This is a genomic window from Pseudomonas sp. MYb2, assembly GCF_002979955.1.
Taxonomy (GTDB): Bacteria; Pseudomonadota; Gammaproteobacteria; order Pseudomonadales; family Pseudomonadaceae; genus Aquipseudomonas.
This window is the reverse complement of the sequence record NZ_PCQC01000007.1, coordinates 1-11,985: the sequence shown is the minus strand read 5'-3', so window position 1 is coordinate 11,985 and position 11,985 is coordinate 1. Positions and strand designations below refer to the sequence as shown.

At 56.5% G+C, this 11,985-nt stretch carries 11 protein-coding genes, 5 tRNA genes and 1 riboswitch; of the genes, 11 read left to right on the top strand and 5 right to left on the bottom strand.

Going from position 1 to position 11,985, the window contains the following annotated elements; genetic code table 11:
- Positions 1-67: 67 nt before the first annotated feature.
- The gene (locus tag CQ009_RS13555) at positions 68-577 is read right to left on the bottom strand and encodes a 6,7-dimethyl-8-ribityllumazine synthase (RefSeq protein ID WP_007919335.1); all 510 of its coding nucleotides are present in this window, start codon (positions 575-577) and stop codon (positions 68-70) included.
- 101 nt (positions 578-678) lie between these two features.
- Positions 679-850, bottom strand: a riboswitch (FMN riboswitch).
- Between the two features lie 198 nt (positions 851-1,048).
- On the opposite strand from CQ009_RS13555, the gene ltaE reads away from it, so the two are divergent.
- The 8 genes from ltaE (at position 1,049) to CQ009_RS13515 (ending at position 7,160) form a co-directional block, all read left to right on the top strand.
- Positions 1,049-2,053 carry a low-specificity L-threonine aldolase gene (ltaE, locus tag CQ009_RS13550; protein ID WP_105706860.1) on the top strand — a complete coding sequence of 335 codons (1,005 nt, stop codon included), beginning with the start codon at positions 1,049-1,051 and terminating at the stop codon, positions 2,051-2,053.
- Between the two features lie 146 nt (positions 2,054-2,199).
- Positions 2,200-4,818 carry an alanine--tRNA ligase gene (gene alaS / locus CQ009_RS13545; RefSeq protein WP_105706858.1) on the top strand — a complete coding sequence of 873 codons (2,619 nt, stop codon included), beginning with the start codon at positions 2,200-2,202 and terminating at the stop codon, positions 4,816-4,818.
- Positions 4,819-4,908: 90 nt separating this feature from the next.
- On the top strand, positions 4,909-6,150 hold the full coding sequence (locus CQ009_RS13540) for an aspartate kinase (protein ID WP_008086083.1): 1,242 nt from the start codon (positions 4,909-4,911) through the stop codon (positions 6,148-6,150).
- 187 nt (positions 6,151-6,337) lie between these two features.
- Positions 6,338-6,526, top strand: coding sequence for a carbon storage regulator CsrA (csrA, locus tag CQ009_RS13535; RefSeq protein WP_002554426.1), 189 nt, complete (start codon positions 6,338-6,340; stop codon positions 6,524-6,526).
- 62 nt (positions 6,527-6,588) lie between these two features.
- Positions 6,589-6,679: transfer RNA gene (locus CQ009_RS13530), tRNA-Ser, on the top strand.
- A 107-nt stretch (positions 6,680-6,786) separates the two neighbouring features.
- Positions 6,787-6,863, top strand: a tRNA-Arg gene (locus CQ009_RS13525).
- A gap of 71 nt (positions 6,864-6,934) precedes the next feature.
- Positions 6,935-7,011, top strand: a tRNA-Arg gene (locus CQ009_RS13520).
- Positions 7,012-7,083: 72 nt separating this feature from the next.
- Positions 7,084-7,160: transfer RNA gene (locus CQ009_RS13515), tRNA-Arg, on the top strand.
- A 19-nt stretch (positions 7,161-7,179) separates the two neighbouring features.
- On the opposite strand, the gene CQ009_RS13510 is transcribed toward CQ009_RS13515, so the two are convergent.
- Positions 7,180-7,698: a hypothetical protein gene (locus tag CQ009_RS13510; protein WP_064387576.1), complete on the bottom strand. Its 519-nt coding sequence runs from the start codon at positions 7,696-7,698 to the stop codon at positions 7,180-7,182.
- 321 nt (positions 7,699-8,019) lie between these two features.
- Between CQ009_RS13510 and mgtE the strand changes: the two genes are divergently transcribed.
- Positions 8,020-9,462 carry a magnesium transporter gene (gene mgtE, locus CQ009_RS13505; RefSeq protein WP_034153320.1) on the top strand — a complete coding sequence of 481 codons (1,443 nt, stop codon included), beginning with the start codon at positions 8,020-8,022 and terminating at the stop codon, positions 9,460-9,462.
- Positions 9,463-9,573: 111 nt separating this feature from the next.
- Here the strand turns inward: mgtE and CQ009_RS13500 are convergent, their stop codons facing one another.
- On the bottom strand, positions 9,574-9,900 hold the full coding sequence (locus tag CQ009_RS13500; RefSeq protein WP_003178899.1) for an Arc family DNA-binding protein: 327 nt from the start codon (positions 9,898-9,900) through the stop codon (positions 9,574-9,576).
- 388 nt (positions 9,901-10,288) lie between these two features.
- On the opposite strand from CQ009_RS13500, the gene phnN reads away from it, so the two are divergent.
- Positions 10,289-10,858: a phosphonate metabolism protein/1,5-bisphosphokinase (PRPP-forming) PhnN gene (gene phnN / locus CQ009_RS13495; protein WP_105706856.1), complete on the top strand. Its 570-nt coding sequence runs from the start codon at positions 10,289-10,291 to the stop codon at positions 10,856-10,858.
- Here phnN and CQ009_RS13490 read toward each other — a convergent pair.
- Both CQ009_RS13490 and CQ009_RS13485 read right to left on the bottom strand, forming a co-directional pair.
- The gene (locus CQ009_RS13490) at positions 10,833-11,012 is read right to left on the bottom strand and encodes a PA3371 family protein (RefSeq protein ID WP_064387574.1); all 180 of its coding nucleotides are present in this window, start codon (positions 11,010-11,012) and stop codon (positions 10,833-10,835) included. The genes phnN and CQ009_RS13490 overlap by 26 nt on opposite strands.
- 20 nt (positions 11,013-11,032) lie before the next feature.
- On the bottom strand, positions 11,033-11,269 hold the full coding sequence (locus CQ009_RS13485; protein ID WP_105706854.1) for a hypothetical protein: 237 nt from the start codon (positions 11,267-11,269) through the stop codon (positions 11,033-11,035).
- Positions 11,270-11,564: 295 nt separating this feature from the next.
- Here CQ009_RS13485 and CQ009_RS13475 point away from each other — a divergent pair.
- Positions 11,565-11,641: transfer RNA gene (locus CQ009_RS13475), tRNA-Arg, on the top strand.
- Positions 11,642-11,985 lie beyond the last annotated feature (344 nt).

Sequence of the window (11,985 nt, the reverse complement as noted above, 5' to 3'; positions counted from 1 at the left end):
CACTACAGTGGTCGACTGACACTCCGCTATCGCGAGCAGGCTCACTCCTACAGGTTTGGTTCCGTGTTTACACGGCTACCGCATGCGGCTCGGTGCGGCGCAGTGCGCGAACCTTGCGCAGCGTATCCGCGCAAGTGCGCGCCGCTTCCTGGCCTTTATGCACAAAGTGCTCAAAGAAGAACTTCTGATGTTCGTCGCCAGCATGGAAGTGATGCGGCGTCAACGACACCGAGAACACCGGCACTTCAGTTTCCAGCTGCACCTGCATCAGGCCACTGACCACCGATTGGGCGACGAACTCGTGACGGTAGATGCCGCCATCCACCACCAGGGCCGCGGCGACGATGCCGGCATAACGACCGGTCTTGGCCAGCAACTTGGCGTGCAGGGGCATTTCAAAGGCGCCGCCGACTTCGAAGATGTCGATGTCCGATTCCTGATAACCCAGGGCAATCATTTCGGCGACGAAGCCTTTACGGCTTTGGTCGACGATTTCCTTGTGCCAGCAGGCCTGGATGAACGCGACGCGCTCGCCATGAGGGTGTTTGCTTTTGCTGTCGATAGCGGTGGGTTGCATGTTCTGACTCCTGTTTGTGTGAAAAACAGGGCGTTATGAATCGAAAGGGATTCAAGGGTGCGCACACGCACAACATCGCGCGGACGGCCCTTTGGCGTTAATCCCGTTCTCTCTTCATCCGGACTATGACCGTCGGCCCCGGAATCACACCGGGTCTGCTGACCTTGCCGTCGATCACAACCGAAGTCGTGTTCGCCGCCAAGCGCTCGCGGGCTATGCGCATTGCGCGCAATTACCGCCGGTGGGGAATTGCACCCCGCCCTGAGAACGTTTTTGCCGCCCTTTCTCGGGCGGCGCAGCGTTTTTATCACAGATTGTGTGTCTGTGCATTGCGCCTTTCTGATGATTGTCATCGAATTTTTTGCAGGCTCGAAACGACTTTTCCTTGCGCAAGGCTTGATTAATCCATGCGATGACCGCAGTAATCCCACTTCGTAAAGGGATTTCCCCTGCTGACTTGAGGCCAGGTTCATGAGCGTTATCGATCTTCGCAGCGACACCGTCACCCAACCGACCCCCGCCATGCTCGACGCGATGACTGCGGCGGACACCGGTGATGACGTGTACGGCGAAGATCCGACGGTCAATCGTCTGGAAGCAGAACTGGCCAAACGTTTGGGTTTCGCCGCAGCGCTGTTCGTACCGACAGGCACCATGAGCAACCTGCTGGGATTGATGGCGCACTGCGAGCGTGGTGATGAATACATCGTCGGCCAGCAGGCGCACACTTACAAATACGAGGGCGGTGGCGCTGCGGTGCTTGGCTCGATCCAGCCGCAACCGCTGGAAGTGCTGGCCGACGGTTCGCTGGACCTGGATCAGGTCGCGGCAGCGATCAAACCGGATGACTTCCACTTCGCCCGCACTCGATTGCTGGCGCTGGAAAACACCATGCAAGGCAAAGTGCTGCCGCTGGAATATCTCGCCCGGGCGCGCCAATTTACCCAAGAGCACAGCCTGCAGTTACATCTGGATGGCGCGCGTCTTTACAACGCGGCGGTCAAACTCGGGGTTGATGCGCGGGAAATCACGAAACATTTCGATTCGGTGTCGGTGTGTCTGTCCAAAGGCCTTGGTGCACCGGTCGGCTCGGTGTTGTGCGGTTCTGAGCAACTGATCGGCAAGGCTCGCCGTCTGCGCAAAATGGTCGGCGGCGGCATGCGCCAGGCCGGGCTGTTGGCGGCGGCGGGTCTGTACGCCCTGGATCACAACGTTGAACGTCTGGCCGACGACCATGCCAACGCACAGTTTTTGGCCGACGGTCTGCGTGAAGCAGGTTTCATCGTCGAACCCGTGCAAACCAACATGGTTTATGTGCAAATGGGCGACAAAGCCGAAGCGATCAAGGCGTTTGCTGCCAATCGCGGGATCAAGTTGAGCGCCGCCGCACGCCTGCGCATGGTCACGCACATGGACGTCAATCGCTCGCAAATCGAGCAAGTGATCGCGACATTCGTCGAGTTTTCGCGCAAGTGACAGCGTTAGCCGTCCAATTGACCGTTTCTATCGTATAAACACGCTGTACCCCGCGCGCAGGGCCGATATAATGCGGCCCTTTGCCGTCGCTTCGTCTGTTGACGTTTCGAACAGGCCTTTGGCCGCAGCCTCCGTGGAAGAACCTAATGAAAAGCGCAGAAATCCGTGAAGCCTTCCTTCGCTTCTTCGAAGAGCAAGGCCACACCCGTGTAGCCTCCAGCTCTTTGATTCCGGGCAACGACCCAACCCTGCTGTTCACTAACGCGGGGATGAACCAGTTCAAGGACTGCTTCCTGGGCCAGGAAAAACGTGCGTACACCCGTGCGACCAGCAGCCAGAAATGCGTGCGTGCCGGTGGCAAGAACAGCGACCTGGAAAACGTCGGTTATACCGCTCGTCACCACACGTTCTTCGAAATGCTCGGTAACTTCAGCTTCGGTGACTATTTCAAGAAGGACGCGATTACCTACGCGTGGACCTTCCTGACCGGCGTTCTGCAACTGCCGAAGGAAAAACTCTGGGTCACCGTCTACGCCTCCGACGACGAAGCGTATGACATCTGGACCAAAGAAATCGGTGTGCCGGTCGAGCGCATGATCCGCATCGGCGACAACAAAGGCGCGCCGTACGCCTCCGACAACTTCTGGACCATGGGCGATACCGGCCCGTGCGGCCCGTGCACCGAGATTTTCTACGATCACGGCGACCACATCTGGGGCGGCCCACCGGGCTCGCCGGAAGAAGACGGCGACCGTTACATCGAGATCTGGAACAACGTGTTCATGCAGTTCAACCGCACCGCCGACGGCGTGTTGCATCCGTTGCCAGCGCCGTCGGTCGACACCGGCATGGGTCTGGAGCGGATCAGTGCGGTGATGCAGCACGTCAATTCCAACTACGACATTGACCTGTTCAAGAACCTGCTGAAAGCTTCGGCTGAGGCAATCGGTTGCGAAAACGGCGACCAGTCGTCGCTGAAAGTGGTGTCTGACCACATCCGTTCGTGCGGTTTCCTGATCGCTGACGGCGTGCTGCCGTCCAACGAAGGTCGCGGTTACGTGCTGCGCCGGATCATCCGTCGCGCCTGCCGTCACGGTAACAAGCTCGGCGCCACCGGCAGCTTCTTCTACAAGATCGTCGCTGCGCTGGTTGCCGAGATGGGCGAAGCCTTCCCGGAACTGAAGAAGCAGCAGAGCAACATCGAACGCGTGCTCAAGGCCGAAGAAGAGCAGTTCTCCAAGACCCTGGAGCACGGCCTGAAGATTCTCGAGCAGGATCTGCTGGAACTCAAAGGCACTGTGGTGCCGGGCGACGTAGTGTTCAAACTCTACGACACCTACGGTTTCCCGATGGACCTGACTGCAGACATCGCCCGCGAGCGCAGCCTGACTGTCGATGAAGCCGGTTTCGAGCGTGAGATGGAAGCCCAGCGAGTTCGCGCGCGTTCGGCCAGCTCGTTCGGTCTGGACTACAACACCCTGGTCAAGGTTGATGTGGCCACCGAGTTCACCGGTTACACCGACACCAGCGGTTCTGCAAAAATCGTCGCTATCTATAAAGATGGCCAGTCGGTCGACGTCTTGAATGAAGGCGAAGAGGCGGTGATTGTGCTGAACCAGACGCCGTTCTACGCGGAATCCGGCGGCCAGATCGGCGACTGCGGTTATCTGCAGGCCGGCAGCAGCCGTTTCGACGTGCGTGACACCACCAAGACCGGCGGTGCGTTCCTGCACCACGGCGTCTTGGATTCGGGCAGCCTGACCATTGGTGCGCCGGTGGAAACTCATGTCGATGCCGAAGTGCGTCACGCGACTTCGCTGAACCACTCGGCCACGCACTTGCTGCACGCTGCACTGCGTCAGGTACTGGGCGAGCACGTTCAGCAGAAAGGTTCGTTGGTGGACAGCCAGCGTCTGCGCTTCGACTTCAGCCACTTTGAAGCGATCAAGCCTGAGCAAATCAAAGCGCTGGAAGACATCGTCAACGCCGAGATACGCAAGAATTCTGCCGTTGAAACCGAAGAAACCGACATCGAAACCGCCAAGAACAAAGGCGCGATGGCGCTGTTCGGCGAGAAGTACGGCGACAACGTACGCGTGCTGAGCATGGGTGGTGATTTCTCCGTCGAGCTGTGCGGCGGTATCCACGCCAGCCGTACCGGCGACATCGGCCTGCTGAAAATCATCAGCGAAGGCGGTGTGGCTTCGGGCGTGCGTCGCATCGAAGCAGTCACCGGTGCTGCGGCGCTGGCCTACTTGAATGCTGCAGAAGAACAACTCAAGGAAGCGGCCAGCCTGGTCAAGGGCAGCCGCGACAACCTGATCGACAAGCTGTCGGCTGTGCTCGAGCGCAATCGCCAACTGGAGAAGCAGCTCGAGCAGTTGCAAGCCAAGGCGGCGAGCGCGGCGGGCGACGATCTGTCGTCCTCGGCTCTGGACATCAAAGGCGTGAAGGTTTTGGCCGCACGTCTGGATGGTCAGGACGCCAAGGCGCTGCTGGCGCTGGTCGATCAGCTGAAAAACAAACTCGGCCGCGCAGTGATCCTGCTCGGCAGTGTCCATGAGGAAAAGGTCGTTCTGGTTGCAGGCGTAACCAAAGACCTGACTGGCCAACTCAAAGCCGGTGATTTGATGAAGCAGGCTGCTGCGGCAGTGGGCGGGAAGGGCGGTGGTCGTCCGGACATGGCGCAGGGCGGCGGTGTCGACGCCGGCGCGCTGGATGGCGCATTGGCGCTGACCGTTCCATTCGTCGAGCAGGGTTTATAAGACGGCCCGTCGGGCCCGCAGTCTAGTGGCGGGCCCGGCGGCTGTTCGAGTGATTATTGGGCGCCCTTCATGGGCAGAGGCGGCTTTGAAATGGCTTTGATCGTACAGAAATTTGGAGGCACCTCGGTCGGTACTGTCGAGAGAATCGAGCAGGTCGCCGACAAGGTTAAGAAATTCCGCGATGCCGGCGATGACCTGGTGGTTGTATTGTCTGCAATGAGCGGCGAAACCAACCGTCTGATCGATCTGGCCAAGCAAATCAGTGGCGATGGCCAACCGGTTCCGCGTGAACTGGATGTGATCGTCTCCACCGGTGAGCAGGTGACAATTGCCCTGTTGGCCATGGCGCTGATCAAGCGCGGTGTGCCGGCGGTGTCGTACACCGGTAATCAGGTGCGGATCCTGACGGACAGTGCACACAATAAAGCGCGTATCTTGCAGATTGATGACCAGAAGATTCGTGGTGATCTGAAGGCAGGTCGCGTGGTGGTTGTCGCCGGTTTCCAGGGCGTCGACGAGCACGGCAACATTACCACCCTGGGTCGTGGCGGTTCCGACACCACCGGCGTGGCACTGGCTGCTGCGTTAAAGGCTGACGAGTGCCAGATCTACACCGACGTTGACGGTGTTTACACCACTGACCCGCGCGTTGTGCCGGTCGCTCAGCGTCTGGACAAGATCACCTTCGAAGAGATGCTGGAAATGGCCAGCCTCGGTTCCAAGGTGTTGCAGATCCGTGCGGTGGAATTCGCCGGCAAGTACAACGTTCCGCTGCGCGTACTGCACAGCTTCAAGGAGGGTCCGGGCACCCTCATTACTATTGATGAAGAGGAAACCATGGAACAGCCGATCATTTCCGGCATCGCTTTCAACCGCGATGAAGCCAAGCTGACCATCCGTGGCGTGCCAGACACCCCGGGCGTGGCGTTCAAGATTCTCGGCCCGATCAGTGCCGCGAACATCGAAGTCGACATGATCGTGCAGAACGTCGCGCACGATAACACCACCGACTTCACCTTCACCGTGCACCGTAACGACTACCAGGCCGCACAGACCGTGCTGGAAAACACCGCTCGCGAGATCGGTGCCCGTGAAGTGGTTGGCGACACCAAGATTGCCAAGGTCTCGATCGTCGGCGTCGGCATGCGTTCCCACGCAGGCGTGGCCAGCCGCATGTTCGAATCCCTGGCAAAAGAAAGCATCAACATCCAGATGATCTCGACGTCGGAAATCAAGGTTTCCGTGGTGATTGAAGAGAAGTACCTGGAACTGGCTGTGCGCGCCCTGCACACGGCTTTCGAACTGGATGCTCCTGCCCGTCAAGGCGAGTAATTCCGCTTCTTGAAGGGCGCGGTCTGACCGCGCCCTTTATTTTTTGAATGGCGCGAGCCCTGAACTGTTCTTTTGCTCGCGCTGGTCAATACTCAGGCATGTAGGGCTACGATCGCTCCGGTTGTAGGTCGGGTGCCTTTTTTTTGCAGACTGTTGTCCCTGAACTGAATTGCGTAAGGAGAAAGGTATGCTGATTCTGACCCGTCGGTGCGCAGAAAGCCTGATTATCGGTGACGGCGAAATCACCGTGACCGTGCTTGGCGTTAAAGGAAATCAGGTGCGTATCGGCGTCAATGCCCCGAAAGAGGTTGCCGTGCACCGTGAGGAAATTTACCTGCGTATAAAGAAAGAGAAGGACGAAGAACCAAGCCATTAATTTTTATCGATTTTTATGTTTGCAAACGGGGAAAAGGTTGGTTAAGATACGCCCCGTGTTGCGGAGAGCTGGCCGAGTGGCCGAAGGCGCTCCCCTGCTAAGGGAGTACACCTCACAAGGGTGTCGGGGGTTCGAATCCCCCGTTCTCCGCCATTATTTGCTTAGTACGTCGTAATCTGGCTTTTTCTGTAAGTTGTTGAAATTAATAGAAAAAGTGGTTGGAATAGAGATTAGACGGGCTATAATGCGGCGCAACAAATGCACTCGTAGCTCAGCTGGATAGAGTACTCGGCTACGAACCGAGCGGTCACAGGTTCGAATCCTGTCGAGTGCACCATTTAAGAGTTAGTTGCAGCAATGTAAATGACTCGGCTTCAACCAGATGTGATCTGGTCTAAAAACACAAATGCACTCGTAGCTCAGCTGGATAGAGTACTCGGCTACGAACCGAGCGGTCACAGGTTCGAATCCTGTCGAGTGCACCATTTAAGAGTTAATTGCAGTAATGCAAATAACTTGGCTTTATCCAGTTGTGGTCTGGGCTAAAAACACAAAATGCACTCGTAGCTCAGCTGGATAGAGTACTCGGCTACGAACCGAGCGGTCACAGGTTCGAATCCTGTCGAGTGCACCATATACCGAAAAGCCCGCGTTTAACGCGGGCTTTTTGCTGTCCGGGATTTGGCTTTTTCCTTCACGCATCCCCTCTCATCAAAATCTATTTGAGCACTACGGCCTCGCTTGAGGTCGTATCGATAGCTCGTCGTCGATGTTCGAATATTCACCTTGTCCGGTTTGCCTAGCGCGCTTTCGACGTCTTTCTGGCTCATGCCGGCAATGATGCGTCGATTGATGATTGCTTCGCGACGTTGTCTGGCGTTAATCAGATCTCCGCATTTGTCTTGAGTGTGGCCAACGATGCCCGGTCCTCGGCCTGCGGCTGTCATGCCGGAGGTTTGTTCATGGTTGTGCTCTGGCATCACGGCCACAACTGATCCGGGCGAGTAGGGGTGGACTTCCTGTGCGGAGCGCCGTTCGCCTTGTGCACAGCTCATCGAGGTGAAGGTGATGCTGCCATCGGCGGCTTCGCAGCGATGGAGGGTGAGGGCGGCCCCGGTCGGCGGCAGGCAGAGCAGGCTGGTGAGTACAAGGTGGGATGGTTTCAATGGCATTCGATGTCCTCCATGACGATCTGCGCTCAAGGGTAGTCGCTACATTTTCGAGTGCTGGTGTGTTTTCTTTTCAGGATGAGTCGTCGCATGTGCAGGGATCAGGACAGTGCTCAGGTTTGTTTCGCAAGCACTTGTTTCGGCCGAGATTTTTTAACGTTTAAAACCGTCAGGCGGTGTATCATTGCGCCCGTCAGCCCCGCCGGGGCTTATGGAAAACCTCCATGGACTTACCCAGTAGTTACTCAGTAAACAGTTTCACCAATCATGAATTGACTGATTGATCCTTCCGGCGTGCCCCGCTGCTGGGAGTGGAGTTCGCCTATGTCTGAAATCGAAGTAAAGAAAACACAGGAAAGCCTGCAGGATCGCCTGGCTCAAGTCGTCGAGCTGCTGCAGCGTCAACGGGTCGTCGAAGACCTGACTCATCGCCAGGAAGGCGCGCATCACGACCGGGTTGAAAACCTGGTTCACCGGCAGAACCTTGTCGAGCTGCAACGCAAGCTCGATGATCTGCACTCCGCTGACGTCGCCTACATCCTTGAAGCCTTGCCGCTGGATGATCGTCTTACGCTCTGGCAATTGGTCAAGGCCGATCGCGACGGCGACATTCTTCTTGAGGTATCCGACTCCGTTCGTGAAACGCTGATCGCCGACATGGATGATCACGAGCTCCTGGCTGCGGCCAAGGACATGGACGCCGACGAACTTGCTGACCTTGCTTCCGAGCTGCCGCGAGACGTCGTCCATGAGCTGATGGAGAGTCTGGATAACCAGCAGCGCGAGCGCGTGCGTTCGGCTCTGTCCTATGACGAGGAGCAGGTTGGCGCACTGATGGACTTCGAGATGGTCACCATCCGCGAAGATGTCAGTCTCGAAGTGGTACTGCGTTACTTGCGTCGCCTCAAGGAGCTTCCGGGCCATACTGACAAACTGTTCGTGGTGGATTACGACGGTGTGCTCAAAGGTGTGCTGCCGATCAAGCGTCTGCTGGTCAATGATCCGGACAAGCAGGTTGCCGAAGTCATGGCGAGCGACCCGGTGAGTTTCCACCCGGACGAAGATGCTTATGACGCCGCTCAGGCGTTCGAACGTTATGACTTGATCTCGGCCCCGGTGGTCGACAAGAACGGCAAGTTGATTGGCCGTTTGACCATCGACGAAATGGTCGACCTGATTCGTGAAGAGAGTGAGAGCGAAGTTCTCAACATGGCCGGTCTGCGTGAAGAGGAAGACATCTTCGCCTCGGTCTGGAAGTCTTTGCGCAACCGTTGGGCATGGCTGGCGGTCAACCTGATCACTGCGTTCGTCGCCTCTCGAGTGATCGGTCTGTTCGAAGGCTCGATCGAGAAACTGGTAGCGCTCGCAGCACTGATGCCGATCGTGGCCGGTATTGGTGGTAACTCCGGTAACCAGACGATCACCATGATTGTTCGCGCCATGGCGCTCGACCAGGTCAGCACCGGCAATACTTCGCGCCTGATGCGCAAGGAGCTGGCGGTAGGCCTGATCAATGGCCTGGTCTGGGGTGGTGTAATTGGTGTGGTTGCTTATCTGCTCTACGGCAGTTGGTCGTTGGGCGTGGTAATGACAGCGGCTATGACGCTCAATTTGCTGCTGGCGGCGTTGATGGGAGTATTGATCCCGATGACCCTGGCGAAAATGGGGCGCGACCCGGCCATGGGGGCGAGTGTGATGATTACTGCGATGACCGACAGTGGCGGCTTCTTCATCTTCCTCGGGCTGGCGACGATCTTCCTGCTCTGATCCGCTGCATCGAAAAAGCCCGCCTAGGCGGGTTTTTTCTTGTCTGTGAAAACTCAAAATCCGCGCAAAAAAAAGCCAGCGGTTAAGCTGGCTTGACGTGTTCGGTGTGGCTCAGGACGCGTCTGCTGCCATTTCGGCATCGTGTGCGATCAAGGATACCAAAGCGTTCTGTTGGCGGTGAGACAGTTGGCGGAATCGTTGCAACAGCTCGCGCTCATGCAGCGACAGCTCCGGGCTGTCCAGGCGCATGCTCAGCTCTTCGCCCAGTGCACCTTCCTGAATAAGACTCTGCTCAAGGCGCGCAATGATCTCGGAGTTCATGCTGCGATGATGATTGCGAGCCACCTCGGCAATGCGTTCACGCATTCCGTCTGGCAGACGTACGACGAACTTGTCAGCCGTACGGCTGGAATAAATTGCCTGTTTCAATGGGCGCATATATTTAACCGGTTAGTTCAGGGGAGCGGTTCTCGGGATTGGCCGCAGGATGTGTGGTAGGACAAGCATCCGCGCCAAATGGTTCAACCTGAATTGTTAAGAGGCCGGCATCATGCCTCAAAATTGCCAGATCATTGGCGTCAATTCTGTGACAAATATTGAGCCGGGTAAAGGCGTAATGCCAGCACCAATCATCAGAAATGCGGACTGGTTTGAAAACTTTGCCTTGGTCTGCACCGCTGTATGCCTCCTGGTGGCTATCAGTTGATGTCTGAAGACGTGAAGGCGTGCATGCTTTATGGCTTTCTATCCTTGTTCCCTGTCTGTGAAGGATAGTGGCAAATTGCCGATTTACTAGTGGCTACGTTGTTGTGGAGGCGTTTTCAGGATGGATGGCAAGCTTATTTATCTGATGGGTCCATCCGGATCAGGGAAAGACAGCCTGATTGAAGCCGCGCGCGAACCGCTGCGAGCAATGGGGGGCGAGGTAATGCGGCGAGTCATTACGCGATCAGCTGAATCGGTGGGTGAAGATGCGGTTGGTGTAACGCCGGAGGAGTTCGAGCGACGTGCGCACGAGGGGGGCTTTTCCCTGGCATGGCACGCGAACGGTCTTGCATATGGGATCCCGGCCGAAATGGATCGGATTTTGGCAGCGGGGCACCATGTGTTGGTTAACGGCTCGCGCGCTAATCTGCGGCAAGCGATGAGCCGTTACCCTGAGCTGGTGCCGGTACTGCTTACGGTAAGTGACGAGGTTTTACGTAAGCGGCTGCTAAGGCGTGGGAGAGAGTCGCTTGAGCAGATTGAGGCCCGACTTGCCCGTAACTCTTTATTTAAAGACCGCAGGTCAAGTGACGGGCCGGTACATATGATCGATAACTCAGGTGAGCTGGCGGGGGCGGTGAACCAGTTGCTTGACCTTATCCGGCTCAGCGCAGGACTGGATCAAACTTGATCTTGCGTCCGGCAACCAACGCCAGGACAAACAGCATCGAAAATACTCCGCAGACAATCAGGGGCAGGGTGACTGTGGTTTCCTCGAAAAGCGAAAAATGCATAGCGCCACTCAAAAAGGCGAGGATCAGAAATCCTGCGGCTGATTTGGACATGCTGTACTCCTGAAGATAATTCAAAAAACCAGACGTTCTGTAGGTTGGATTGGCAAAGCCTGTTCAGAGGCGCTGACGATCCCTGGGACAAGGTTGCTGTTATCGCTCAGAACTGCCAGTTGGGGCTGCTTCTGCACCTGCAGGTAGTGCGGCATGCGCTGGGCTATCGATTCCGGGGCGGTGCTAGCGGGGATAAAGTGAAAACTCAGCAAAACCGCTAGTGCTGTCGCATTTGCAAGCAAGAGGGTGGTGTTCATGGGGCCGCGCTCCGATTGTTCTTCTATAGAACAGGCAAAGCAGTCGTCATGCCAATAGTCTAATCGCTGGCAAGTCCTTTAAAAACAAGGATATGAGAGACTTGATAGAATTGCTTGGGTTGCAATCTGCAATGATGGCTTTTTGGTGGGAGTGCAAAATGCACGGTAAATCTTCCCGCGACATGCCGGTGCGCATGCCTACACTTAATATGGCTACGGATGACATGACAAACCGGTACTTGGCCGTTAACATGCACGCCGTCCGTCGCGCTGCTTCTGCTTGCGACAATCGCGTGTCTCAGTAGCTCAATTGGATAGAGCATCCCCCTCCTAAGGGGAAGGTTGGCAGTTCGAACCTGCCCTGGGACACCATCTATTGTTTGAATCCCCTTCTATTAGTAGTGCCCGCCAGTATTTTGGTGCTCTTCTCGTGTTCTTGCTGCTTGATGTTCTTGGGCGCGGATGCGGTGATGGTGGGTTCCAGTGTCTGCCGGATGCTCCTCTTGGTTTCGGCTCGATTTCAGGCGTTCTGTCTATATGACGGCATGACGGCAGTTTTTCCGGCGTTTCGATAGAAAATTGAAATTAACGGTTGACGGCAGATTTGAGATGTCTATAATTCGCCCCACTTCCGGCGCAGTCGAAACGGAAAACTCCTTGAGATTCAAAGAGTTATGTAGGTTTCGGCAGCAGGTTGCTTCAGTTCATCGAAGTCA